At 70.4% G+C, this 22,535-nt stretch carries 16 protein-coding genes and 1 pseudogene; 12 read left to right on the top strand and 5 right to left on the bottom strand.

The genetic code is table 11. The features are described 5' to 3' along the window. Positions 1-12: 12 nt before the first annotated feature. From nuoI to nuoN, 6 genes are read left to right on the top strand one after another with little or no spacing between them, the layout of a single operon-like run. The gene (gene nuoI, locus OHA17_RS16765; RefSeq protein ID WP_053728782.1) at positions 13-609 is read left to right on the top strand and encodes an NADH-quinone oxidoreductase subunit NuoI; all 597 of its coding nucleotides are present in this window, start codon (positions 13-15) and stop codon (positions 607-609) included. Continuing rightward, positions 606-1,430 (top strand): NADH-quinone oxidoreductase subunit J, encoded by an 825-nt coding sequence (locus OHA17_RS16760; protein ID WP_053728781.1) that lies wholly within the window; start codon positions 606-608, stop codon positions 1,428-1,430. Before nuoI ends, OHA17_RS16760 begins: the two co-directional genes overlap by 4 nt. Next, positions 1,427-1,726 (top strand): NADH-quinone oxidoreductase subunit NuoK, encoded by a 300-nt coding sequence (gene nuoK / locus OHA17_RS16755; protein ID WP_053728780.1) that lies wholly within the window; start codon positions 1,427-1,429, stop codon positions 1,724-1,726. The genes OHA17_RS16760 and nuoK overlap by 4 nt, the downstream gene beginning before the upstream one ends. 14 nt (positions 1,727-1,740) lie before the next feature. After that, complete coding sequence (nuoL, locus tag OHA17_RS16750) at positions 1,741-3,624, top strand: NADH-quinone oxidoreductase subunit L (protein WP_406507304.1); 1,884 nt, start codon at positions 1,741-1,743, stop codon at positions 3,622-3,624. A gap of 4 nt (positions 3,625-3,628) precedes the next feature. Then, positions 3,629-5,200: an NADH-quinone oxidoreductase subunit M gene (locus tag OHA17_RS16745; protein ID WP_406507303.1), complete on the top strand. Its 1,572-nt coding sequence runs from the start codon at positions 3,629-3,631 to the stop codon at positions 5,198-5,200. Then, positions 5,197-6,849: an NADH-quinone oxidoreductase subunit NuoN gene (gene nuoN, locus OHA17_RS16740; RefSeq protein ID WP_053728777.1), complete on the top strand. Its 1,653-nt coding sequence runs from the start codon at positions 5,197-5,199 to the stop codon at positions 6,847-6,849. The genes OHA17_RS16745 and nuoN overlap by 4 nt, the downstream gene beginning before the upstream one ends. A 455-nt stretch (positions 6,850-7,304) precedes the next feature. Here the strand turns inward: nuoN and recQ are convergent, their stop codons facing one another. Both recQ and fahA read right to left on the bottom strand, forming a co-directional pair. Further along, positions 7,305-9,161 (bottom strand): DNA helicase RecQ, encoded by a 1,857-nt coding sequence (gene recQ / locus OHA17_RS16735; protein WP_406507302.1) that lies wholly within the window; start codon positions 9,159-9,161, stop codon positions 7,305-7,307. Between the two features lie 449 nt (positions 9,162-9,610). Next, the gene (gene fahA / locus OHA17_RS16730) at positions 9,611-10,837 is read right to left on the bottom strand and encodes a fumarylacetoacetase (RefSeq protein WP_406507301.1); all 1,227 of its coding nucleotides are present in this window, start codon (positions 10,835-10,837) and stop codon (positions 9,611-9,613) included. Between the two features lie 222 nt (positions 10,838-11,059). Here fahA and OHA17_RS16725 point away from each other — a divergent pair, with 222 nt between their 5' ends. Beyond that, positions 11,060-12,295, top strand: a complete 1,236-nt coding sequence (locus OHA17_RS16725) for an ATP-grasp domain-containing protein (protein WP_406510738.1) — start codon at positions 11,060-11,062, stop codon at positions 12,293-12,295. An 80-nt stretch (positions 12,296-12,375) separates the two neighbouring features. Further along, the gene (locus OHA17_RS16720; protein WP_406507300.1) at positions 12,376-13,575 is read left to right on the top strand and encodes an FAD-dependent oxidoreductase; all 1,200 of its coding nucleotides are present in this window, start codon (positions 12,376-12,378) and stop codon (positions 13,573-13,575) included. A 16-nt stretch (positions 13,576-13,591) separates the two neighbouring features. Here OHA17_RS16720 and OHA17_RS16715 read toward each other — a convergent pair. Continuing rightward, a pseudogene (locus OHA17_RS16715) lies at positions 13,592-15,589 on the bottom strand (CocE/NonD family hydrolase); the annotation flags it as partial. 10 nt (positions 15,590-15,599) lie between these two features. Continuing rightward, on the bottom strand, positions 15,600-17,099 hold the full coding sequence (locus OHA17_RS16710) for a peptide MFS transporter (protein ID WP_406507299.1): 1,500 nt from the start codon (positions 17,097-17,099) through the stop codon (positions 15,600-15,602). Positions 17,100-17,289: 190 nt separating this feature from the next. Here OHA17_RS16710 and OHA17_RS16705 point away from each other — a divergent pair, with 190 nt between their 5' ends. Continuing rightward, positions 17,290-18,300 carry a polyprenyl synthetase family protein gene (locus tag OHA17_RS16705; protein WP_053724107.1) on the top strand — a complete coding sequence of 337 codons (1,011 nt, stop codon included), beginning with the start codon at positions 17,290-17,292 and terminating at the stop codon, positions 18,298-18,300. A 44-nt stretch (positions 18,301-18,344) separates the two neighbouring features. Here the strand turns inward: OHA17_RS16705 and OHA17_RS16700 are convergent, their stop codons facing one another. Further along, on the bottom strand, positions 18,345-18,914 hold the full coding sequence (locus tag OHA17_RS16700; RefSeq protein WP_406507298.1) for a hypothetical protein: 570 nt from the start codon (positions 18,912-18,914) through the stop codon (positions 18,345-18,347). Positions 18,915-19,263: 349 nt separating this feature from the next. Between OHA17_RS16700 and OHA17_RS16695 the strand changes: the two genes are divergently transcribed. The 3 genes from OHA17_RS16695 (at position 19,264) to OHA17_RS16685 (ending at position 22,397) form a co-directional block, all read left to right on the top strand. Continuing rightward, positions 19,264-20,481, top strand: a complete 1,218-nt coding sequence (locus OHA17_RS16695) for a LolA family protein (protein ID WP_406507297.1) — start codon at positions 19,264-19,266, stop codon at positions 20,479-20,481. A gap of 70 nt (positions 20,482-20,551) precedes the next feature. Then, a complete protein-coding gene (locus OHA17_RS16690) occupies positions 20,552-21,502 on the top strand; it encodes an ABC transporter ATP-binding protein (protein ID WP_406507296.1) in 951 nt (316 codons plus the stop codon). After that, positions 21,489-22,397 (top strand): ABC transporter permease, encoded by a 909-nt coding sequence (locus OHA17_RS16685; protein WP_406507295.1) that lies wholly within the window; start codon positions 21,489-21,491, stop codon positions 22,395-22,397. Before OHA17_RS16690 ends, OHA17_RS16685 begins: the two co-directional genes overlap by 14 nt. Positions 22,398-22,535 lie beyond the last annotated feature (138 nt).

Raw genomic sequence — 22,535 nt, 5'->3', positions numbered from 1 at the left:
TTCCTCAATCCCGTGGCCGGCTTCGGCGTGACCTTCAAGGCCATGTTCAAGAAGCGGCTGACCGAGCAGTATCCGGAACAGCACAAGACCACCGCGCCGCGCTTCCACGGCCGCCACCAGCTCAACCGGCATCCGGACGGCCTGGAGAAGTGCGTCGGCTGCGAGCTGTGCGCCTGGGCCTGTCCCGCCGACGCCATCTATGTGGAGGGCGCGGACAACACGGACGAGGAGCGCTACTCGCCGGGCGAGCGCTACGGCCGCGTCTACCAGATCAACTACGCCCGCTGCATCCTGTGCGGCCTGTGCATCGAGGCCTGCCCGACCAGGGCGCTGACGATGACCAACGAGTTCGAGCTGGCCGACTCCTCCCGCGAGAACCTGATCTACACCAAGGAGCAGCTGCTCGCCGGGCTCGACGACACCATGGTCGACAGCCCGCACGCGATCTACCCGGGCATGGACGAGCAGGACTACTACCGGGGCCTGGTCACCGAGGCCGCGCCCGGCACCGTCCGGCAAGTGGCGCTCAGCAAGGGGGAGCGGCCCCAGGAGGGCGCCTCCACCTTCGGTGAGGACGAGCCCGCGTCCAGCAAGGCGGTGGGGGCATGAGCGCGCCCACCGAGCTGCTCGCCGCGGCCGCGTCGCACACCTCGACCGGTGAGGCCTTCCAGTTCTGGGTGCTCGGCACGGTCGCCGTGATCGGCGCCCTGTGCACCATCCTCATGAAGAAGTCCGTGCACAGCGCGCTCTGCCTGGCCGGAACCATGATCATCCTCGCGGTCTTCTACCTCGCCAACGGGGCGTACTTCCTGGGCGTCGTCCAGATCGTCGTCTACACCGGCGCGATCATGATGCTGTTCCTCTTCGTCGTCATGCTGGTCGGCGTCACCGCAGCCGACTCGCTGAAGGAGACCATCAAGGGCCAGCGCTGGTGGGCCGCGGCCTGCGGGCTCGGCTTCGGGGTGCTCCTCATCGCGGGCATCGGCAACGCCTCCCTGAAGACCTTCACCGGGCTCGGCCAGGCCAACGCCAACGGAAACGTGGAGGGGCTGGCCACCCTCATCTTCACCAAGTACGTCTTCGCCTTCGAAATCACCGGCGCCCTGCTGATCACCTCGGCGGTCGGCGCGATGGTGCTCACCCACCGGGAGCGCACCGAGCGCGCCAAGACCCAGCGGGAGATGTCCGAAGAGCGCGTACGCGGCAAGCACCTGCCCCCGCTGCCCGCCCCCGGCGTCTACGCCCGGCACAACGCGGTGGACATCGCGGGCCTGCTCCCCGACGGCACGCCCTCGGAGCTCACCGTCAACCAGACGCTGCGCGGCCGCGGCCAGATCCGTGACGTGTCCAGCGAGGCGCTCGCCGACCTCAAGGCCCTGGAGCAGCGCTCCGAGGAGCGGCTCGGCCGGGACGAGGAGGCGGTCAAGTGAATCCGGTCAACTACCTCTATCTGGCAGCCCTGTTGTTCACCATCGGCGCCGCCGGAGTGCTCATCAGGCGGAACGCGATCGTGGTCTTCATGTGCGTCGAGCTGATGCTCAACGCCTGCAACCTCGCGTTCGTCTGCTTCTCCCGGCTGCACGGCAACCTCGACGGCCAGGTCATCGCGTTCTTCACGATGGTCGTCGCCGCCGCGGAGGTCGTCGTCGGGCTCGCGATCATCGTGTCGCTCTTCCGTTCCCGCCACTCGGCCTCGGTCGACGACGCCAGCCTGATGAAGCTGTAAGGGGTCGCTGAATCGTGGACAACCTCATTGCGCTGCTCATCGCGGCGCCTCTGCTCGGAGCGGCCGTACTGCTGTGCGGCGGACGGAGACTGGACGGGATCGGCCACTGGCTGGGCACGCTGCTCGCGGGCGCGTCCTTCGCCCTCGGCGCGGTCCTCTTCGTCGACATGCTGGGCCGCTCGGCCGACAGCCGGACGGTGACCAAGCACCTGTTCAGCTGGGTTCCGGTCGAGGGCTTCCAGGCCAACGTCGGCTTCCAGCTCGACCAGCTGTCGATGACCTTCGTCCTGCTGATCACCGGTGTGGGCACGCTGATCCACATCTACTCGATCGGCTACATGGAGCACGACGAGAACCGCCGCCGCTTCTTCGGCTACCTCAACCTGTTCCTCGCGGCGATGCTGCTCCTGGTGCTCGCCGACAACTACCTGCTCCTGTACGTCGGTTGGGAGGGCGTGGGCCTCGCGTCCTACCTGCTCATCGGCTTCTGGCAGCACAAGCCCAGCGCGGCGACCGCAGCCAAGAAGGCCTTCCTGGTCAACCGGGTCGGCGACATGGGCCTGTCCATCGCCATCATGGTGATGTTCACGACGTTCGGCTCGTTCGCGTTCTCCACCGTCCTGAACGGGGCGGACAGCGCGAGCTCGGGCCGCGACACCGCCATCGGCCTGATGCTGCTGCTCGCCGCCTGCGGCAAGTCGGCGCAGGTGCCGCTGCAGTCCTGGCTCGGCGACGCGATGGAGGGCCCGACCCCGGTCTCGGCCCTGATCCACGCGGCGACCATGGTGACCGCGGGCGTCTACCTGATCACCCGCTCCGGCGCGGTCTTCAACGCGGTGCCCGACGTCCAGACGGTCGTCGTGGTCGTCGGCGGGGTCACGCTCCTGTTCGGTGCGATCGTCGGTTGCGCGAAGGACGACATCAAGAAGGCGCTGGCCGGCTCGACGATGTCGCAGATCGGCTACATGATCCTGGCCACCGGCCTCGGCCCGATCGGCTATGCCTTCGCGATCATGCACCTGGTGACGCACGGCTTCTTCAAGGCCGGGCTCTTCCTCGGTGCGGGCTCGGTCATGCACGGCATGAACGACGAGGTCGACATGCGGAAGTACGGCGGTCTGCGCCGGTACATGCCGGTCACCTTCGCCACCTTCGGCCTCGGCTACCTCGCCATCATCGGCTTCCCCGGCCTGTCCGGCTTCTTCTCCAAGGACAAGATCATCGAGGCGGCGTTCGCCAAGGGCGGCACCGAGGGCTGGATCCTCGGCGCGGTCACCCTGCTCGGCGCGGCCATCACCGCGTACTACATGACGCGCGTGATGATCATGACCTTCTTCGGCGAGAAGCGATGGAACCCCGAGGAGGTGCACCCGCACGAGTCCCCGAAGTCCATGACGATCCCCATGGTCGTGCTCGCCTTCGGCTCGGTCTTCGCGGGCGGCATCTTCGGCATCGGCGACCGGTTCGTGAAGTGGCTGGAGCCGATCACGTCCTTCGACCACGGCGACTCACCGGTGGGGGAGTGGACCGTCACCGGCGCCACCATCGTCTGCCTGCTGATCGGCGTGGGCCTCGCGGTCGTCCAGTACGGCCGGGGGACCGTCCCGGCCGTCGCCCCGCGCGGCTCGCTGCTCACCCGGGCCGCCCGCCGCGACCTGCTCCAGGACGACTTCAACCATGTCGTCCTGGTCCGCGGCGGCGAACACCTCACCCGCTCGCTCGTCTACCTCGACCACAGCCTGGTCGACGGAGTCGTCAATGGAACCGCCGCCTCGGTCGGCGGGCTCTCCGGCCGGCTGCGCAAGCTGCAGAACGGCTTCGCCCGCAGCTACGCGGTCTCGATGTTCGGAGGTGCTGTGGTGATCATCGCCGCGACTCTGCTGATGAGGGCGGTGTAACGCAATGTCCTTCCCTCTCCTCACCGCGACGGCAGCCCTCCCGGCGCTCGGCGCGATCGCCACCGCGGCCGTCCCCGCGGCCAGGCGGACCGCCGCCAAGTGGCTGGCCCTGCTGGTCTCGGTCGGCACCCTGGCGCTCTCCGCGATCCAGCTCGTGCGGTTCGAACCGGGCGGCGCCCGCTACCAGTTGACCGAGTCGCACGCCTGGATCAAGGACTTCGGAGTCCGCTACGAATTGGGAGTGGACGGCATCGGGGTCGCCCTCATCGGGCTCACCGCGCTGCTCATCCCGTTCATCATCGCGGCCGGCTGGCACGACGCCGACCCCCTGGAGACCAACAGCAGCCGCTGGCGGCCGACCCAGGGCTTCTTCGCCCTGATCCTCGCCGTCGAGGCGATGGTGGTGCTCTCCTTCGAGGCCACCGACGTCTTCCTCTTCTACATCCTGTTCGAAGCCATGCTCATCCCGATGTACTTCCTCATCGGCGGCTTCGGCGACCGGGCCCACGCACAGGGCGACGAGGCGGCGGCGACCCAACGCTCGTACGCGGCCGTCAAGTTCCTGCTCTACAACCTGGTCGGCGGGCTCATCATGCTGGCCGCCGTCATCGGCCTGTACGTGGTGGCGGGCTCGTTCTCGCTGAACGAGATCGCCGCGGCCCGCGCCGGCGGCTCGCTCCACATGGCGACCAACACCGAACGGCTGCTGTTCCTCGGCTTCTTCTTCGCCTTCGCGGTGAAGGCCCCGCTGTGGCCGCTGCACACCTGGCTGCCGAACGCGATGGGCGAGGCGACCGCGCCGGTCGCCGTGCTGATCACCGCGGTCGTCGACAAGGTCGGCACGTTCGCGATGCTGCGCTTCTGCCTCCAGCTCTTCCCGGAGGCCAGCAAGTGGGCGACGCCCGTGATCGTGGTGCTCGCCGTGATCAGCATCATCTACGGGGCGCTGCTCGCGGTCGGCCAGCGCGACATCAAGCGCCTGGTGGCGTACGCGTCGATCTCGCACTTCGGCTTCATCATCATGGGCATCTTCGCCATGACCAGCCAGGGCCAGTCCGGCGCCACGCTCTACATGATCAACCACGGGATCTCGACGGCCGCGCTGATGCTGGTGGCCGGCTTCCTGATCTCGCGGCGCGGCTCGCGGCTCATCTCGGACTACGGCGGCGTGCAGAAGGTCGCCCCGGTGCTCGCCGGTACGTTCCTGATCGGCGGCCTGGCCACCCTGTCCCTGCCGGGGCTGGCCCCCTTCATCAGTGAATTCCTGGTCCTGGTGGGCACGTTCAGCCGCTACCCGGTGGCCGGAGTGGTCGCCACCCTCGGCATCGTCCTGGCCGCGCTCTACGTCCTCGTGCTCTATCAGCGGACGATGACCGGCCCGGTCAAGGCCGAGGTCCAGGGCATGCCGGACCTCAAGGTCCGCGAACTGCTCGTGGTGGCCCCGTTGATCGCGCTGCTGATCTTCCTCGGGGTCTACCCGAAGCCGCTGACGGACATCGTCAACCCGGCGGTGCGGCAGACCATGTCGGACGTACAGAAGAAGGACCCCAACCCGGTGGTGGAGGCGGCCAAGTGAGCTCATCAGCTGTCCACAGCCTGTGGACCACGGCGGCCGAAGGCAAGCTGGACAAGATCCCCGCGCCGCACATCGAGTACGCCCAGCTCGCCCCCACGCTGATCGTGGTGGGCGCGGCGATCATCGGCGTCCTCGTGGAGGCCTTCGTCCCGCGCCGCAGCCGCTACTACGTGCAGGTGTTCCTGTCGGTGGTCGCGCTCGCCGCCGCCTTCGCCGCGGTGGTCGGCCTCGCGGCCGGCGGCTACGGCACGACCAAGGCGCACATCGCGGCCATGGGTGCGATCGCGGTCGACGGCCCGGCGCTCTTCCTCCAGGGCACGATCCTGCTGGCGTCCATCGTCGCTGTCTTCACCTTCGCCGAGCGGCGCCTCGACCCGGTGGCGCACGGCAACAAGGTGGACTCCTTCGCCGCGCAGGCGGCCTCGGTGCCGGGCAGCGACAGCGAAAAGGCCGCGGTCAAGGCCGGGTTCACCACGACCGAGGTCTTCCCGCTGGCCCTGTTCGCGGTCTCCGGCATGCTGGTCTTCCCCGCGGCGAACGACCTGCTGACCCTCTTCGTGGCCCTTGAAGTCTTCTCCCTCCCGCTCTACCTGCTGTGCGCCCTCGCCCGCCGCAAGCGGCTCATGTCGCAGGAAGCGGCGGTCAAGTACTTCCTGCTCGGCGCGTTCTCCTCGGCCTTCCTGCTCTTCGGCATCGCGCTCCTGTACGGCTACGCGGGCTCCGTCTCGTACGCCACGATCGCCGACGTCGTCAGCGGCTCGGTGCAGAACGTGGACCCGGCCCTTGCCGGCACCATGGGCAACGACGCGCTGCTGCTCATCGGCGGCGCGATGATCCTGATGGGCCTGCTGTTCAAGGTCGGCGCGGTGCCGTTCCACATGTGGACGCCGGACGTCTACCAGGGCGCGCCGACCCCGGTCACCGGCTTCATGGCGGCGGCCACGAAGGTAGCGGCCTTCGGCGCCCTGCTCCGCCTCCTGTACGTGGTCCTGCCCGGCATGAGCTGGGACTGGCGGCCGGTGATGTGGGGCGTCGCGATCATCACGATGCTGGGCGGCGCGGTCGTCGCGATCACCCAGACCGACATCAAGCGGCTGCTCGCGTACTCCTCGATCGCGCACGCCGGGTTCATCCTGGCCGGTGTCATCGCGACCAACGCGGACGGCATCTCGTCGGTCCTCTTCTACCTCGGGGCGTACTCGTTCGTGACGATCGGCGCGTTCGCGGTGGTCACCCTTGTGCGGGACGCGGGCGGCGAGGCGACGCACCTGTCCAAGTGGGCGGGCCTGGGCCGCCGTTCACCACTGGTGGCGGCGGTGTTCGCGGTCTTCCTGCTCGCCTTCGCGGGCATCCCGCTGACGTCCGGATTCTCTGGAAAGTTCGCCGTGTTCAAGGCGGCGGCGGAGGGGGGTGCCGGGGCGCTGGTCGTGGTCGGTGTGATCTCCTCGGCGGTCGCCGCGTTCTTCTACATCCGGGTGATCGTGCTGATGTTCTTCAGCGAGCCGAAGGCGGACGGGCCGACGGTGGCGGTGCCGTCGCCGCTGACGATGACGGCGATCGGGGTGGGGGTGGCTGTGACGCTGGTGCTGGGTGTGGCGCCGCAGTACTTCCTTGACCTTGCGCATAGTGCGGGGGTGTTTGTGCGGTAGGTGTTTTCGGGGGTGGTGGGGGTCCCGGCGCGGGTGGGTGGCGCCGGGACCTTTCTTTTTCCCCACCCCGCCCCTTCCCGAGACCCTCCGGGGGCGAGGGACCCTGGGGCTCTGCCCCAGACCCCGTTCGCGCCTTAAGGGCGCTCGTCCTCAATCTCCCCCAAGGCCTTAAGGGCCAGGGGGGACCCCCATGACGGGCTGAAGATACCGGCACGGGCCAGCACAGATCCCGCTAGGGGCGCGGGGAACTGCGCGACCAGCCACGCACGGTCCGCAGCCAAGTCGCCATCCATCACCGGCCGCAGCGGAGCCCACCCACTCCCGGAGGCCACGCGGCGGAGCCGCAGAGTGTTACAGCGGGAAGGGGTGGGGTGGGGGCTCCAGGGGTCTGGGGCGGAGCCCCGGCGGCGGTGGCTCGCAGTCGTCCGGTGCCGCGTGGCGCAGCCGGGAAGGGGCTAGTCCAGGGTTGTCAGGACGGACAGGACTCCCTCGCCCCACGTTGCCAGTTTCTTCTCGCCCACCCCGCCAATCGTGCCCAGCTCATCCATCGACCCGGGCCGAGCCGTCGCGATCTCCCGCAACGTCGCATCGTGGAAGATCACGTATGCCGGGACCCCGGCCTCCTTCGCCTGGGCCCCGCGCCAGGCCCGCAACGCCTCGAAGACCGGAACCGCCTCGGGCGGCAGATCGACGGCCGCCGCCGGCTTCTTCGAAGAGCTCCGCGGCGCCCGCGCCGGCTTCTCCGGCTCTGTCCGCATCCGGACCTCGCGCCGGCCGCCAAGGACCTCCCCGCTCGGCTCGGTCAGGACCAGCGTCCCGTACTCCCCCTCCACCGCGAGCAGCCCCTGCGCGAGCAACTGCCGCACCACGCCCCGCCATTGGGGCTCGGACAAGTCTTCCCCGATGCCGAAGACGGACAGTGCGTCATGGTCGAACTGGATGATCTTCGCGGTCCTGCGGCCGAGCAGGATGTCGATGATCTGGCCCGCGCCGAACTTCTGGCCCCGCTCGCGCTGGAGGCGTACGACGGTGGAGAGCACCTTCTGCGCCGCCACCGTGCCGTCCCACGTCTTCGGCGGGGTCAGGCAGGTGTCGCAGTTGCCGCAGTTCTCGGCCGTGGCCTCCTGGCCGAAGTAGCCGAGGAGCTGGGCCCGGCGGCACGAGGCGGTCTCGCACAGCGCCAGCATCGCGTCCAGGTGGGCGGCCGCCCGGCGCCGGAACGCCTCGTCGCCCTCGCCGCCCTGGATCAACTTCCGCTGCTGGACGACGTCTTGGAGCCCGTACGCCATCCAGGCCGTCGACGCGAGACCGTCACGCCCGGCGCGACCCGTCTCCTGGTAGTAGCCCTCGACCGACTTGGGCAGGTCGAGGTGGGCGACGAAGCGTACGTCCGGCTTGTCGATGCCCATGCCGAAGGCGATGGTCGCCACCACGACCAGGCCGTCCTCCCGCAGGAAGCGGGACTGGTTGACGGCGCGCGTCCCGGAGTCGAGGCCCGCGTGGTACGGGACGGCCTGCACCCCGTTGTCGCTCAGGTACTGCGCGGTCTTCTCCACGGAGGCCCGCGAGAGGCAGTAGACGATGCCCGCGTCCCCCTCGTGCTCCTCCTTGAGGAAGGTGAGGAGCTGCTTCTTCGGGTCGCTCTTCGGCACGATCCGGTACTGGATGTTCGGCCGGTCGAAGCTCGCCACGAAGTGCCGGGCCTGCGGCATGCCGAGGCGCTGGGTGATCTCGCGGTGGGTGGCGTCCGTGGCGGTCGCGGTCAGTGCGATGCGCGGCACGTCCGGCCAGCGCTCGCCGAGCAGGGACAGGGCGAGGTAGTCCGGGCGGAAGTCGTGGCCCCACTGGGCGACGCAGTGCGCCTCGTCGATCGCGAATACGGAGATCTTGGCGCGGGAGAGGAGGTCGAGGGTGGCCTCCACGCGGAGCCGCTCGGGTGCCAGATACAGCAGGTCGAGCTCGCCGGCCAGCAGCTCGGCCTCGACGGTGCGGCGCTCGTCGAAGTCCTGCGTGGAGTTGATGAACCCGGCGCGCACGCCGAGCGCGCGCAGCGCGTCCACCTGGTCCTGCATGAGCGCGATGAGGGGGGAGACCACGACGCCCGTGCCGGGCCTGACCAGGGCGGGGATCTGGTAGCAGAGCGATTTTCCGCCGCCGGTGGGCATGAGGACGACGGCGTCTCCGCCCGCCACGACGTGCTCGATGACCTCGCCCTGTGCTCCGCGGAAGGCCTCGTATCCGAAGACGCGGTGCAGTGTCTGCAGGGCCTCGGTCTCCGCGTCCATCATCTGCGTCCCGCCCGTCCCGTTCATCGCTCTGTCCCCCGCGCTGGTCCGTCGACTGCCTCACCGTTCACCCTCGCAACGATAGGCGTCCCCGCCGACACCCCGAGAGTTATCCACAGCCCTGGCCGGATTCCTGCCGGGCGGGGGACCTCCGGGGGCGGGGGTGCGGGCTCGGCGGGGTGCGCTGGGGCTCCGCCCCAGACCCCGGACGCCCCTCCCCGCCCCTTCCCGAAACCCTCCGGGGGTGGGGGAAGGGCTGAGGTCTGGTTACCGGGGGCGCTGCCCCCGGACCCCCTGTGGTCGGACTTTCGGCTGCGGACCGGTGGGGGCTGGTCGCGCAGTTCCCCGCGCCCCTGACAGGACTGGTGCCGACCAGCACTGGCATCTTCAGCCCGTCCGGCGATTGAGGACGAGCGCCCTTCAGGCGCGAGCGGGGGCTGGGGCGGAGCCCCAGGTGACGGCCCCCGGGCCGCCGCTCAGCGGGCCGGAGTGATTCGGCCCCTCACCTCGCCCAGGCCCACCCGCACCCCGTGCGGCCCCGGTGCCCACGCCGTCAGGGTTACCTCGTCGCCGTCCTCCAGGAACGCCCGCTTGCCGGAGGGCAGTTCCAGGGGCTCCGTACCGTTCCAGGTGAGTTCGAGGAGCGAGCCTCGCTGGTCGCGCTCGGGGCCGCTGACCGTGCCCGAGCCGTACACGTCCCCGGTGCGCAGCGACGCCCCGTTCACCGTCATGTGGGCCAGCTGCTGCGCCGCAGTCCAGTACATCGAGGCGAACGGCGGCTCGGCCACGACCGTGCCGTTGATCGCCACCGTGATCCGGAGGTCGAACCCGCCGGGCACCTCGTCGGCGGAGTCGTCCAGGTAGGGCAGGAGGGGGAAGTCGCGGGCCGGGGGAGAGACCCTGGCCGCCGTCAGGGCCTCCAGCGGGGTCACCCACGCCGACACCGACGTCGCGAAGGACTTGCCGAGGAACGGGCCGAGCGGCACGTACTCCCAGGCCTGGATGTCCCGCGCCGACCAGTCGTTCAGGAGGAACAGGCCGAAGACGTGGTCGTCGAACGCGGCCAGTTCCACCCGCTCGCCCAGGTGCGACGGGGTGCCGACCACGAAGCCGACCTCCGCCTCGATGTCCAGCTTCACGGAAGGGCCGAAGACGGGAGCAGCGTCCGACGGGGCCTTGCGCTGGCCCTGGGGGCGGGCCACCTCCGTGCCGGAGACGACGATCGTGCCGGAGCGGCCGTGGTAACCGATCGGCAGGTGCTTCCAGTTGGGGGTCAGGGCCGCGCCGTCGGGGCGGAAGATCTGGCCCACGTTCGTCGCGTGGTGCTCGCTCGCGTAGAAGTCGACGTAGTCGGCGACCTCGTACGGAAGGTGCAGCTCGACGCCGGAGAGCGGGTGCAGCAGCGGCTCTATGACCGGGCGGTGGGCGGGCACGGTCACCCAGGCGGTGAGCGCCCGGCGCACATCGCGCCAGGCCGTGCGCCCCGCGGCGAGCAGCGGGTTCAGGCTCGGCTTGGCGAGGAGCGCCGCGTACGGGGAGCCCAGCGCGTGCGCCGCCGCCCCCGCGTCCAGGACGTGGTCGCCGATGCGGACGCCGACCCTCCGGTCGGTTGGGCGGTCCGGCGTGGAGAAGACGCCGTACGGGAGATTGTGCGGGCCGAAGGGGTCGCCCTCGGCCAGTTCGAGCGGGCTCTGCTCGGACATCGGTGCCTGCCTCGCTTTCCACGGTTTGTGGGTCACACGTTACGTCGGCGGTGCGCGGGGCGGCAGTGCCTAAAGAGTTCGTAATGTCCGGAAATTCCGCCTCCGGAAGCGGTCATTCCCCCTTAGCGTCTCTGTCCGGGGCACGTCAGGCGAGGGGGCCGCGCGCCTCGCGGGGCTGTGGGGGCTCTCTGTCCCGAGGGGGGACTGGTGGCGGGCAGTAGCGTGCTGTTCAGGGCGGACCGGGACGTACCGGGACTGCTCGTGAAGTTCGGGAACTATCCGTTGCACCACGGAGGGGTCGGCGCCATTCGCAGCCTGGGCAGACTCGGGGTGCCGATGTACGCGATCACCGAGGACCGCTGGACTCCCGCGGCCCAATCCCGTTACCTCAAGCGCGCGTTCGCCTGGCCGACGACCGGCGCCGAGGAGCCGGCCGCGCTGGTGGACGGGCTGCTGAGGATCGGCCGGCGGATCGGGCGGCCGGCCGTGCTGATCCCCACCGACGAAGAGGCCGCGGTGCTGATCGCCGAGCACCAGAAGGAGCTCGCCGAGCTCTTCCTGTTCCCGTCCGTGGCGCCGGATTTGCCCAGGCGCCTCGCCAGCAAACAGGGGCTCCACGAACTGTGCGTGGAGCACGGGGTGCCGTCCCCGGCGGCCGCCTTCCCCGACACGTACGCCGATGTCGAGGACTTCGCACGGCACGCGCGCTTCCCGGTGGTGGCCAAGAACCGGGAGGCCTTCGTGCGGCGGCGCAGCCCGGCCGTGCCCGGCACCACCCGGATCGAGGACCGCGCGCACCTGCTCGCGCTGGCCCGCGGCTGGGGTGAGCGGCCCGGCGTGATCCTCCAGGAGTACCTGCCGCGCGAGCAGGCCGAGGACTGGATCGTGCACGCGTACTTCGACGAGAACTCCACCCCGCTCGCGCTGTTCACCGGCGTGAAGGTCCGGTCCTGGCCGCCGCACGCGGGGATGACGGCGAACGCGTACGTCGTCGACAACCCCGAACTGGCCGCGCTGGCCGAGCAGTTCGTCAAGCGGATCGGCTTCACCGGCATCGTCGACCTCGATCTGCGCTTCGACCGCCGCGACGGCCGCTACAAGCTCCTGGACTTCAACCCGCGCATGGGCGCCCAGTTCCGGCTCTTCGAGAACGAGGCCGGCGTCGACGTCATCCGCGCCCAGCACCTCCACCTCACCGGCCGCCGGGTCCCGGAGGGCGAACAGCGGGCCGGCCGCCGCTACGTCGTCGAGAACATCGACCTGCCCGCGCTGCTCGCCTACCGGCGCAGCGGCTACACCACCCCGCACGCGCCCGAGCGCCCGACCGGCACCGAGTACGCGTGGGTCGCCGGGGACGATCTCCGGCCCTTCTTCACGATGATGGCCCGCTTTGTACGCCCCGGTGCACAGCATCTGTACCGGCTCTGGCGGAGTTCCCGCCGCGCGGTGACGAAATAAGACCAGCGCTCAACTCCGTTGTCCAGTGCGGCTGTTGACGCTGGGTGCGGGGTGAGCCATTTCCTGAGAAGGGACTGCGAGTGAGCACTGCGACACGTCCGGTGGCGGTCATCGGGGCGGGGCCGTTCGGCCTGTCCGCCGCCGCCCATCTGCGCGCCCGGGGCATACCTGTCCGCGTCTTCGGCTCGCCGATGGTGAGCTGGCGCGAGCACATGCCGGCGGGCATGGTCCTCAAGTCGACGCCGGTCGCCTCCAACATCGACGCGCCGCAGCCGGGGCACGGACTGCTCGACTTCTGCGCCGACACCGGGACGCGGCGGCTCGAATCGGACTGGGACCTGATCCCGGTGGAGTCCTTCGCGGCCTACGGGCAGTGGTTCGCCCAGAAGCTCTTCCCCGATCTGGAGCAGGTCAGGGTGGTCTCGGCGGACCGGGTGCCCGGCGGGCACTTCGCGCTGAAGCTGGACTCCGGCGAGAGCTTCGAGGCGCGGGCCGTCGTGGTGGCGACCGGCCTCTCGGGCCTGGCTCGGCTGCCGCGCGAACTCGCCGCGGCGGTTCCGGACGGCCCCTCGGCGACCGGCCCCGTCTCGCACGCCGCCCAGCACCACGACCTGTCCGGGTTCGCGGGGCGTGAGGTGCTGGTGATCGGGGCCGGTCAATCCGCCCTGGAGAACGCGGTGTTGATGGCCGAGGCGGGGGCTCGCGTACGGGTCGTCGCACGCGGGGCGGGGGCCGTGCGGTTCGGGGCGGCCCCCGACCAGCAGCCCCGCTTCACCCCCAACTCGCCGTTCGGCAAGGCGTGGTCGCTGTACGCCTTCTCGTACCACGCGACCCACTTCCGCCACCTGCCCCCGGCGGCCCGCCACTATCTGGTCCGCAACGTGCTGGGCCCACTGGGGGCGTGGTGGCTGCGGGACCGCTTCACCGGGCGGGTCGCGGTGACGGACGGGCGGCGGATCGTACGCGCGCGGGTCGAGGGGGGCCGGCCCGTGCTCACCCTGAGCGGTGGGGCGGGGCGGGAGCTGTCGGCGGACCATGTGATGGCGGCGACGGGCTACCGCATGGACGTGGCCGCGCTCGACTTCCTGGGGCACGGGTTGCGCACCCAGCTCTCCACTTCGCGTGGGGCGCCGGTGCTGGATGCGGGGTACCAGTCGACGGTGCCGGGGCTGTACTTCACGGGCCTTCCTGCCGCGTCGTCGTTCGGGCCGGTGATGCGGTTCGTGTGCGGCACGGAGTACGCGTCGCCGCGTCTGGCGGCGTCGGTGGCAGCGAGCTGAACCCCGGGAGGCCCCACCCCGCGTCTCGGCGGATGCGGCGCTCCCACGTTCGGTGGAACACCACCTCGCCCCCCTCCCGGCACACCACCTCGTCGGAGGTCACGAAATCCGCCGCATCGCACGTGATCTCCGACCGCGTATCGATCGTCACGTCCCACGCCAACTCCGGCCGGTGCAAACGCAGATGCCAGTCCGAGCGGGTCCGGGCCGACAGTGGGTCGGACTCGTCGATCGTGTACGTCTCCTTCGCGTCCTCCGTGAATTCGAGGCCGTCCGGGTACACCCGCGTGCCCCCGTAACGCGGGTCCACCTCCAGGCGCCACTCGCCCTTCGCCACGTCGCGTACGACGAGGCGCTCGGGGCGCGGCTCGTCCAGCGGGGCCGGGTACGAGACGCCCAGGGGCTCCGACTGCTCGGGGTCCGCGAAGGCGATCGTGTCGTCCAGCGTGCGCTCTCTGAGCGGGAGTTGGAGGGACGAGCCCGCCGGGTCGAGGGTGAAGCCCACCGAGTCGGCCTGCGGCCAGATCCATGGCCAGTACGCGGAGGACACCGCCAGACGGATGCGATGCCCCGGGGGGAAGGCGTGCCCGATGCCGTTCAGGGCGAAGGTCACCTCCTCCGTCGCGCCCAGCGGCCATGCGTCCGCCCTGTCCCTGCCGTGCCGCGCGGACAGGTTCAGGACGCCCCGCGTCACCAGCGTCGACGAGCCGTCCGGCGCCACGTCGCAGAGGCGGGCGATCGCCTGGCCGAACGGGACGTCCATGCGCAGGCGGAGGGTCACCTGTGGGCGGCCCAGGATTTCCAGCGGGCCGGAGTCCGCCGGTACCGGGAAGTCGAAGGCCGCCGAGTGGGCGTCCTCGGCGCGCTGGTCCGGGGGCAGGTCGGCGTCGTTGCCGAAGGGGAAGAAGCGGCCCGCGTCCAGGCCCGTGTGCTGCGGCGAGCGCACCTGCACGGGCGCGCCCCGGAGTGCGTACGAGACGGGTGTGATGTGGGGTGACGGCCAGGTCGGATCGCCCACCCAGCGGCCCGGGAGCTCCGCGTAGACCGTGGCCGGCGGGTGCGACTCGCTGATCCAGGAGCGCAGGAGCGGCTCCTTCATCACGCCCGTCTCCTCGCCCTTCAGATGGTGGTCCCACCAGCGCAGGGTCTCCTGGAGGAAGCCGATCGCCGGGCCAGGGGGGAGCCCCCGGTCCGGGTACTGGTGCGACCAGGGGCCGATCAGGCCGCGTACCCGGTCGGGCGGGAGATGTTCCACCAGCCTCAGCACGGTGTCCCGGTACGGGTCGTGCCAGCCGCCCACCGCGAGGACGGCCGCGTCGATCGCCGGGTAGTCCTCGCAGACGCTGCCGTGCTTCCAGTAGTCGTCCCGGGTCTGGTGGGCGAGCCAGGTGTGAATGAACGGCTTTACCGCTTCGAGGCGTTCAAGCCACATTTCTCGCCATTTTTCCCCGACGAACGCGGGGTCCGGCGGGCGCGAGACGAAGGCCAGCATCGTCGCCGCCCAGGCGTGCATGTCGACGGCGAGCACCGAGCCGCCCATGTAGTGCACGTCGTTGTCGTAGCGGTCGTCGGTCGAGCAGACCGTGACGATCGCCTTCAGCGGTTCGGGTGCCAGGGCCGCGATCTGGAGGCTGTTGAAGCCGCCCCACGAGATGCCGAACATGCCGACCTTGCCGGTGCACCAGGGCTGCTGGGCGAGCCAGTTGACGACCGCGACACCGTCGGCCAGCTCCGTCGCGTCGTACTCGTCGCCCGGCATGCCCTGAGAGCAGCCGTGCCCGCGCACGTCGACGCGCACCGAGGCGTAGCCGTGCCCCGCGTACCAGGGATGGCGCTGCCAGTCGCGCGGCGCCGTCCAGTCGGTGAGCCGGTACGGGAGGTATTCGAGCAGCGCCGGGACGGGCTCCTCGGTGACCGGGCGCCAGACGCGCGCGTACAGCAACGTGCCGTCGGGCAGCGGGATCCGGACATCCTCGCGCTGCGTCTCGTACGGGAATTCGGTGCGGATGTGCATGGCGGCAACCTCAGTGGACGGGGTGCATGGTGCGCTTGAGCCAGGGGGCGGCGAGGATCACGGCGATGCCGACGGCCACGGCGATGGCGCCGTTCAGGCTGAAGTAGGCGGGGTTGGAGACCTTTCCGTACACCTTCACGGTCTGCGCCTGGATGCCGTTGGCGAGCGCGAGGGAGAGGAACCAGAGCGACATCGTCTGGCTGGCGAAGGCCTTCGGGGCGAGCTTGGTGGTGGCCGACATGCCGGAGGTCTCCAGCAGGATGTCGCCGAGTCCGAGCAGCAGGTACGAGCCGACGATCCACCAGGCCGCCATCCTGTACGTGTCGGTGGAGTGGCCCGAGGTCGGCAGGACCATCAGCAGGAAGGACAGGCCGCCCAGGATCACACCGAAGGCGATCTTGTTGGAGGCGTGCGGCTGGCGCCGGCCCATGCGGGCCCACACGGCGGCCACCACCGGCGCGAGCGCCACCTCGAACGCGCCCAGCGCGGAGGCGTACCAGCTGGCCGGGAAGTGGAAGCCGAGGATGGTCGTCTCGGCGTTGGTGGAGGCGAGCAGCATCATCGTCGAGTACGCCTGGAACAGGATGAAGTTGAACGCCACCGAGGCCAGGAACAGGACCACGTACGGCCTCAGGCGACCGCGTTCCTCGGCGGTCACGCGCGGGCTGGCGAACATCACCGCGAAGTACACGACCGGCGCGATCACCGAGATCAGCGTCAGCAGGTCGACGAAGCGGCCGATCGTCAGCCAGCCGCCCAGGGCGAGCAGGACGGCGAGGGCCGCGACCAGCAGGGCGCCGAGCACCATGAGGCGGACCGCGCGGAGCATGCCCTCGCGCGGCAGGGCGAATTCGGCCGCGTGCTTGCGTCCGGCGAGGTGCCGTCGGCCGAGGACGTACTGGATCAGGCCGAACGTCATGCCGACCGCGGCCGCCGAGAAGCCCCAGTGCCAGCCCTTGTGGTCGCCGAGCCAGCCGGTGATCAGCGGGCCCGCGAAGGCGCCGACGTTGATGCCCATGTAGTAGAGCGCGAATCCGGCGTCGCGGCGCTCGTCGTCGGTGCGGTAGAGCTTGCCGACCATGGAGGCGACATTGGGCTTGAGCAGGCCGGTGCCCGCGCTGATCAGACCGAGTCCGACCCAGGTCATCGCCGGGGTGGGCACGGCCATCGCGTAGTGGCCGCAGGCGATCAGGATGCCGCCGTACAGGACCGCGCGGTACGAGCCGAGGATGCGGTCGGCGAGCCAGCCGCCGGCCACCGAGACCAGATAGACGAGGGTGCCGTAGGCGGCCGAGACGGAGGCGGCGGTGCCGGCGTCCATGCCCATGCCGTCGTTCGCGACGGAGTCGGCGAAGTACAGGACCAGGATCGCCTGCATCCCGAGGAACGAGAACCGCTCCCAGACCTCCAGGCCGGAGAGGGTGAGCAGGCCCCGGGGCTGACCGAAGAAGGCATGATCGTCCTGCGGGGGCGGCTGCTCCGCGGCCGGATCATCGGGGGTGTCGGTCATCGTTCCGGACAAAAGGTCCACTCCTGATCGTATGAACTGATCAAGAACATACCGGTGCTCAAGGGACTGTGCGCGAGGGGTGACGGGAAGGCGCCCATGGTGATCGAACAGCGACCCGATACGCTGACTTGAGTGAAGGCAGCGACACATCGACAATCCGTGTGATCGTCAGCAGACAGGAGTACCCCTCGTGACCGTCGTCGGGCCGTTCGGGCTGAGCGTGCGGGACCAGGCACTTGAAGCCGATGTCCAGACCGGATTGGCGGCTGTCGAGGCGGGACTGCTCGATGCCACCAAGAGCGAGGTTCCGTTCATCACGGAGGCCGCGCAGCACCTCATCCGTGCAGGTGGCAAGCGATTCCGCCCGCTGATCGTGATGCTGGCCGCCCAGTTCGGTGATCCGTACGCGCCGGGCGTCGTGCCCTCCGCCGTGGTCGTCGAGCTCACGCACCTCGCGACGCTGTACCACGACGACGTGATGGACGAGGCCGATGTGCGGCGCGGCGTGGACAGCGCCAACGCCCGCTGGGGCAACTCCGTCGCGGTCCTCACGGGTGATTTTCTCTTCGCGCGCGCCTCGCACATACTGGCGGATCTCGGGCCCGAGGCCGTACGTATTCAGGCCGAGGCGTTCGAACGGCTCGTCACCGGCCAGATCCTGGAGACCGCGGGCCCCCGCGACGGGCGCGACCCGGTCGACCACTACCTCGACGTGCTGTCCGGCAAGACGGGCTCCCTCGTCGCGGTCTCCGGCCGGTTCGGCGCGATGATGTCCGGCGCCGACGAGTCGGTCGTCGACATCCTCACGCAGTACGGCGAGCGCCTGGGCACCGCCTTCCAGCTCGCCGACGACGTCCTGGACATCGCCAGCGACTCGCACGAGTCCGGCAAGACCCCGGGCACCGACCTGCGCGAGGGCATCCCCACGCTCCCCGTCCTGCACCTGCGGGCACAGGCCGCGCAGCACGGCCGCCCGGACGACCTGGAGCTCGTGGCGCTGCTCGACGGCGACCTCAGCGACGACGCCCGGCACGCGGAGGCGCTGCGCCGGCTGCGCGTGCACCCGGCCCTTGAGCAGGCGCGCAGGGACACCGTCCGGTACGCCGAGGAGGCGCGGGCCACGCTCGCGCCGCTGCCCTCCGGGTACGCGAAGTCCGCGCTCGAAGAGCTCTGCGACGCGGTCGTGCACCGCGCGGGCTGACCGGGCCGGTCACCCAGGAGCGGTCGGCGCCCGGTAGCCGCCGGTCAGTAGCCGGAGCCGCCTCCTGAGCTGCTGCCGGTGTCGCTCGTCATGGCCTTGGCGCCGGTCGGCGTCGCCGCGAACCAGATGCCGCCGACGCCCTGGCCGTACGCCTCGTGCGGCTCGTCGTCCTTGGCGTACCGGTAGAGCGGCCGGCCCGCGAGGGTGAGCTGCTTGGTGCCGTCGTTGCGGGTGACCGTGCCGACCAGGGACTTGTCGATGCCCTTCACCGTGACGTTGCCGGTCGCGGGGGCGGGCGGCCACTGGGCGGCGCAGGTGCCGTAGCAGTTCGACTTGGGCGTCGGCTTCGCGGTGTCCTTGTCGAAGCGGTAGAGCACGAACCCCTTGCCGTCCACGACCACCGTGCCCACCTTGTCGACCTTGGCGGTGGAGAGGGTGTCGGTGGCGGGCCGGGCCGCGCTGCTGCCTGAGCTGCTGCTGGTGGAGGGGCTGCTGGCAGAAGTGGATCCACCGGATCCGGAGTTGCTGCTTCCGCTGCCGCATCCGCTGACGGCGAGCGCCAGGGCGAAGGCCCCGGCGGTCGCGCCGACCGCGATGCGCTGAGTCCTGAGCATGGCGTACCCCCTTAGTAGGGCTTCGGTACGGCTTGGTGGGTGCCGCTTGCTCTCACCCAGAGGTACGGATCCGGCCCGCCCTGCACTCACTTCGAGCCACAGATTTGTGACCTGGGCCACTCGGCCGGGATGAGGGGCGCGCCGCCGACCCCTACTGGACGGGGTACCCGACTCGGGGTTCTGTCATCCCAGAGAGGTACGTGAGGTTGCTCCCGGGGGCTGACGCGCCGGGGCGGTCGTTTTGGTCAGATTGGAAGCACCACTCCTGACCAATTCGGGTGAGAATGGCGGCGCGGGGTGGAACTGAGCACGACGGACGGACGCCGCCGACCACGGAGGTAGGGCACACATGGCACCGAACGACAGCGCACAGGCCACCGACGAGGCCAGGGACCCCGGCGCGGGCCGCCGGAAGGCGGCGCGCTACCTCGTCCCGGTCGGGGTGGCGGGGGTCGCGGCGGCGACCATCGGACTGGTCCCGGCGCTCGCCGCGGCCGGTGACCCCAGTCTGCCGAAGATCAGCGCGCAGCAGCTCATCGAGAAGATGGCCGCCTCGGACACGCAGCAGCTCTCCGGCACGATGAAGATCACGACCGACCTGGGCCTGCCCGGGCTCGGCAGCCTCGGCTCGTTCGCCCCCAAGGGCGGCGGCTCGGGCAAGTCCGCCTCCCCGGACGCGAAGCTGACCGAGCTCGCCTCGGGCACGCACACCCTGCGGATCGCGGCCGACGGCCCGGACCGCCAGAAGGTGTCGATCCTGGAGGACGCGGCCGAGTACAGCCTGATCCACGACGGCAACGACGTCTGGGCGTACGACAGCGGCTCCAACCAGGTCTTCCACTCACAGAAGTCCGCGGCGGACGCGGCCGAGAAGCACGGCAAGAAGGCTCCGGACGCGGGCGTTCCGACCACGCCGAAGGCGCTGGCCGACCAGTTCCTGAAGAACGTCGACCCCACCACCGCGGTATCGGTCGACGGCACGGCCCAGGTGGCCGGGCGCGACGCGTACCAGCTCCTGATCAAGCCGAAGCAGTCCGGCTCGACCATCGGCTCGGTCCGCATAGCGGTGGACGCCAAGACCGGGGTGCCGCTGAAGTTCACGCTCTCGCCGAGCGCGGGCGGCAAGGCCGTGGTCGACGCGGGCTTCACCAAGGTCGACTTCTCGAAGCCGTCGGCGGACACGTTCAAGTTCAGCCCGCCCAAGGGTGCGAAGGTCACCGAGGACGACGGCAAGCAGAAGCAGACGTACAAGCCCGAGCAGGGCCTGCCGGGCGGCCTCGGCAACCTGGGCGACGCCAAGAACACCAAGGTCATCGGCAAGGGCTGGACGGCCATCGCCGAGCTCGACACCGGCGGCAAGGGCATGCCGAAGGCGGACAACGGCAAGGGCGGCGGCGACGCCCAGAAGTTCCTGGACTCCCTCGGCGACAAGGTCTCCGGCAAGTTCGGCACGGGCACGGTCTTCAAGACCCGCCTGGTGAACGCCCTGATCACGGACAACGGCAAGGTGTACGTGGGCGCGGTGACGAAGGACGCGCTGGTCGACGCGGCCAACTCGGCCAAGTAGCGCCAATACGCCGGATTTTCCAGGGGGTTGAGGAAGGGGTGAACCGCTCCTTCCTCAACCGTCGGAGGGGGTGGGGAAGGTTTCAGCGGCCATCGAGACGCACGGCCTCAGCAAGCGCTACCGCGGCGGCCAGCTGGCCGTGAACGGGCTGGACCTGACCGTCCCCCGCGGCAGTGTCTTCGGCTTCCTGGGCCCCAACGGCTCCGGCAAGACCACCACCATCCGCATGCTGATGGGCCTCATAGAGCCGACCAACGGCACCGCGAGCGTCCTCGGCAGCCTCATGCCGAGAGCCGCCCGCGCCGTGCTGCCCAGGGTGGGCGCCCTGATCGAGGGCCCCGCCCTGTACGGCTTCCTGTCCGGCCGCGACAACCTGCTGCGGTACGACGCCGCCGACCCCACCGCCGATCCGCGCACCCGCACCGCCCGGGTGACGGCCGCCCTGGACCGGGTGGGCCTCACGGCGGCGGCGGGCAAGAAGGCGCGGGCGTACTCGCTGGGCATGAAGCAGCGCCTGGGCCTCGCGGCGGCGCTGCTCCAGCGCCGGGAGCTGCTCGTCCTGGACGAGCCGACCAACGGCCTCGACCCGCAGGGCATGCGGGAAATCCGGGCGCTGATAAGGGAGTTGGCCGAGGACGGGACGACCGTCTTCCTCTCCTCGCACCTCCTCGACGAGATCGAGCAGGTCTGCTCGCACGCCGCCGTGATGAACCAGGGGCGGCTCGTCGTCCAGGGCGAGGTGGCCGAGCTCGCCGCGAACGCGCGGGGCCGGCTCGCGGTGACCACCCCGGACACCGCGGCGGCGGCCCGCCTCCTCAAGGAGTGCGGCATCGCCGACGTGACGGTGACCGGCGAGGACCGGGTGACGGCTGAACTGCCGTCCGCCGACGTCGAGTTGGCGGACCTCAACGCCGAGCTGGTGCGGGCCGGGGTGCGGGTGCGCGGCTTCGCCGCCGAGCGGGCCTCCCTTGAGGACGCCTTCGTCGCGCTGACCGGGGAGGGCTTCGATGTCGCGGGCTGAGGTCGTGGACGTGGCGGATCGGGACCCGGTGCCCGGTCCCGCGCGGAAGCCGAGCGCCCTGTGGTCGCTCGGTCTTTTCCGCTCCGAGCTGGTCACGGTGGTGCGCCGCTGGCGCACGCTCGCCCTGCTCGGGGTGCTGGCCGCCGTGCCGGTCCTGATCGGCATCGCGGTGAAGATCCAGACGGGCGACGGCGGGGGAGGCCGGGGCGGCGGTGGGGGAGACGGCCCCGCCTTCATCGCGCAGATCACGAACAACGGTCTCTTCCTCGTCTTCGCGGCCCTCGCGGCCACCCTGCCGGTGTTCCTGCCGATGGCGGTCGGGGTGGTGGCGGGCGACGCGGTCGCGGGCGAGGCCAACTCCGGCACCCTGCGCTATCTGCTCGTCGCCCCGGCGGGCCGCACGCGGCTGCTGTTGGCCAAGTACGCCTCGGTGCTCGCGTTCTGCCTGATCGCCACGCTGGCGGTGGCGGCATCCGCCCTCGCGGTCGGGGCGCTGCTCTTCCCGCTCGGCGACGTCACGACGATCTCCGGTACGCAGATCTCCTTCGCGGACGGGCTGCTGCGGGCCGTGGCGGTCGCCGGGGTGGTGGCGGTCTCGCTGTCCGGGATGGCGGCACTCGGCCTGTTCATCTCGACGCTGACCAACAGCGGGATCGCCGCGATGGCCTCGACCGTCGGGCTGCTGATCACGGTCCAGATCCTGGGCCAGATACCGCAGCTGTCCGCGATCGCGCCGTACCTCTTCCCGCACTACTGGCTGTCCTTCGCGGACGTCCTGCGCGAGCCCGTCTACTGGGACCAGCTGGTGAAGAACTTCGAACTCCAGGCCCTGTACGTCGCGGTCTTCGGCTCGGCGGCCTGGGCCCGCTTCACGACGAAGGACATCACGGCGTGACACCCCGGAACGGCGCCCAACATGTCAGGAACGACATGTGAAGTGCCCGAATCAGGATGTGAAGTGTCCGGAACGGACCGGTCGTGCGAGCCGACCCCCGTGACGGCTCGACACGACACGTTCCGTTTCCTGCGTCAT

Source organism: Streptomyces sp. NBC_00212 (assembly GCF_045206365.1).
Taxonomy (GTDB): domain Bacteria; phylum Actinomycetota; class Actinomycetes; order Streptomycetales; family Streptomycetaceae; genus Streptomyces.
The sequence above is the reverse complement of the archived record's forward strand: the minus strand, read 5'-3'. Positions and strand labels throughout refer to the sequence as shown.